The sequence below is a fragment of the Mycobacterium sp. genome (genome assembly GCF_035314665.1).
In the GTDB taxonomy this organism is placed as follows: domain Bacteria; phylum Actinomycetota; class Actinomycetes; order Mycobacteriales; family Mycobacteriaceae; genus Mycobacterium.
Genome location: NZ_DATFZD010000147.1, coordinates 1 through 3,004, shown reverse-complemented (window position 1 = coordinate 3,004; position 3,004 = coordinate 1). Strand labels below are relative to the sequence as shown.

The window sequence follows — 3,004 nt, the reverse complement described above, 5'->3', positions numbered from 1 at the left end:
AGTCGTCGCTGTTAGTGATGGCCGTCATCATCGCCGTCGCGGCCGTGGTGGTCGGTCTGTGGTCACCGGGGCGTGACGGCACCCGCCTGCACCCGGTGCGGTGGCCCTCGAAACGGAAGCCATCGACGAAGCGGAGGACGGTCCGCTGGGCCGGCAAACATGGAGCCCGACCGTCGCGGGTCAGTCGCCGGCTATCAGCGCGGCCTACCCTTCGGCCGCACCGTCGGACCCAAGCACGAGCCGAGGGAGTTCGAGACGTTCGCAATGGCGGCGCTGGCCGGCATCGGACGCATGCCCGAGACTATCCAGGACCGCTCGGTCTTTGTCGCGATGAAACTCGCCTCCCTCACGGAGTAGGTGGGCTCCACCCCGTGGGCGGCGATGATCGAGGTGGGATCGGCTGACATGAATCTGACCTCCTGTGTCGTACGGGCGTCAGTGCCAGGCGAAGCTGCGCACTACCTCCACACATTCACGTTGGACTCGGCAGGGATCACAGTCTGGGTCTAGTCCAAGTAAACTGGGTAAAGACGCGAGTCGCGGCCCGCCCGAGAAGCTGAAAGGCACTTCGTCGGCACCGTAATCGCGAACCTGGCAATCGAACGGCGAGACCACCACTGGGATGTTGCCACGCACCGCCGGCGGTTCTGTGACTGGCCCGGCACGGGCGCGGCGTGTCCAAGCATCCGTCCAAAGACCAATTCGCGGCACCGAATTTCCTGAAAGGCTGCCGCGGGACAGCCGGTGCGACGCACACTCCTAAGTGCTTGGGTCATAACCGGCCGACATACCCGATTCGTGGGCGCACAAGAGGAAACCGGCCGCAGAAACGAAGAACCGCAATCGAGGAACGATGGCAACCATCGACAATCACGCCTCGCACAAGCCCCATCACGCCGGCGATGTGGACGCCATGCTGTGGGGGATCGAAAAGGACCCGTTGCTTCGGCAGACGATCACGGCGGTGTTGGTCCTTGACCGGGCGCCCGACCGGGATGTCCTCCTGGAGCGCCTCGAACGCGGCAGCCGTGCGCTGCCGTCATTTCGGCACCGGCTGGTGGAGGCGCCGTTGCGCCTGTCGACTCCCCGTTGGCTCGTCGACCCGAACTTCGATCTCTCGTATCACGTCCGCTGGATCGGTGCGCCGGGTGATGGATCTTTGGACGGCGTGCTGGAGTTCGCGTGTCAGTCGACGATGTCCGGCCTCGACCGGGAGCGCCCGCTGTGGACCATCACCGTGGTCGAAGGGCTCAAGGATGGGCAGGCGGCGTTAATCCTGACGGTCAATCATGTGATGAGCGACGGTACCGGCCTTCTCGCGATCTTCGGGTTGCTCGGCGACCGCACCCGAAATCCCTGTGATCTTGGGCCGATGCCCACGATCCCCGAGCCCGACGATCAATCCCGGCTCGCGCTGGCTGCCGAAGCCGCCAGCTACACCGGACACCGGATCCTCGGGTTCCTGGGCCGGTCCGCAGGCTCGACGGCGCGTACGCTGCCGACCGTAGTGCGGCGCCCGCGCGATAGCGCGACCACCGTCGCAAAGAATGTGTGGGCGGTGACCCGGATCGTGGCGCCGAATTTCAAGACCCTCTCGCCCCTGATGACCGAGCGCCGAGGGTGGCTGCGCTTCGCGGCACTCGAGGCCGACCTCGAAAGATTGCGGAAAGCGGCCAAGACACGGGGCTGCACGATCAACGACGCGTTCGTCACCGCCGTCGCCCACGGATTCGCTTTGTACCATCAACGCCACGGCAAACCCGTCGGCCGACTGAGGGCCACGATCCCGGTTGATATCCGCAAGCCGGGCGACCCGCCGTTCGGCAACCGCGTGAATGGTTGCCGAACGGCGATCCCGATCGGCGCTGATGACCCCGGCGCGGCGATGGCGACCTATCACAGTCTGATCAGAGGCTTGAAGGAGGACGCGAAACTCCCATTGGCCACAGCGCTCGGTACGGTGATAAACGCCTTCGGTCCGGCAGTGAACCTTGCTTTCGGGTTGATCATGAAACACGACGACTTCGTGCTCAGCAACGTCAACGCCGGTGATTCGGCGTTCTACCTCGGCCGCGCGAAGGTGGTCGATATTTTTCCCTTTGGGCCGCCGGTCGGCACCGCCGCCAACATCACGCTGGTGGGTTATCACCACAAGGCATTGATCGGAATCGCCGTCGATGCGGCAGCGGTCCCGGACCTGGGCGTGCTCGTGGCGTGCATCCGTGAAGGCCTTGACGCAGTGATCGCCCTCGGCGATGGAGGTTTTCAGGAATCAGATCGCCCGCGAAACTAGGCCAGCATCGGATTTGCGGCGAGAACTCAATAACACTGATACCCGCACGCTGCAACAAGCGAGCATGGTTATTGGCATCGTGGTACCCCGAAGATACAGCGTGAGCCGAAGCGGGTGCAGCCCAGCCGAATACGGATCTGAGAAGGGAAACCGGTCCCAAGTCAGGCGAGCGCGCTCCTAGCATATGGGATGCTCGCCCGCATCGGCATCGTGTCTAGCCCGTGAGACCTCACGTCGCGGGCAGCGCGGAGGGGTGGTGCAAAGTGGCGATGAGCGAGGCGCCCGCGCTGCAGCCGAACGGTGACCTACACAACGGTCGCGCGGAAAGCCGCCTGGGATGACCCCCCACGCCTGCCTTCGAGCCGACGCCAGCGCGGTCCCGGTGATGGCCGCGCACGTTGACCGCTGCACCGTCAACGGCGAGCAGGTAAACCCGCAACCCGTGGGCTGCTGCGGCGCTGGGTAACCAGCTGGGTCGTCGGCCCCTTCAAGGGAGTCCCGGGGTCGATGGGGTGGTAGCGGGGCTGGATACAGCCGTGGAGCTGTCTGCCGCATCGCAGCGACCGCTGCTGAGGGACCCGGGGCCGTTCACGCGCGCTCAGGTGCCGACCTGGGGCGTCTGCGGCGGCTCGGGTGAACCATCCCCGAGCGCTTGGTGCTCGGGGGACGTCTTGTCGAGGGCCGCGATCCGCTTCGCATACCGGTTTATTC

The 3,004-nt window shown here is 65.2% G+C and carries 2 protein-coding genes; both read left to right on the top strand.

What is annotated here, in order from left to right; all coding sequences use genetic code 11:
* Positions 1-159 precede the first annotated feature (159 nt).
* Positions 160-357 carry a hypothetical protein gene (locus tag VKI00_RS11830; RefSeq protein ID WP_324437649.1) on the top strand — a complete coding sequence of 66 codons (198 nt, stop codon included), beginning with the start codon at positions 160-162 and terminating at the stop codon, positions 355-357.
* Positions 358-853: 496 nt separating this feature from the next.
* Positions 854-2,293, top strand: a complete 1,440-nt coding sequence (locus VKI00_RS11825; RefSeq protein ID WP_324437648.1) for a wax ester/triacylglycerol synthase domain-containing protein — start codon at positions 854-856, stop codon at positions 2,291-2,293.
* Positions 2,294-3,004: the final 711 nt, after the last annotated feature.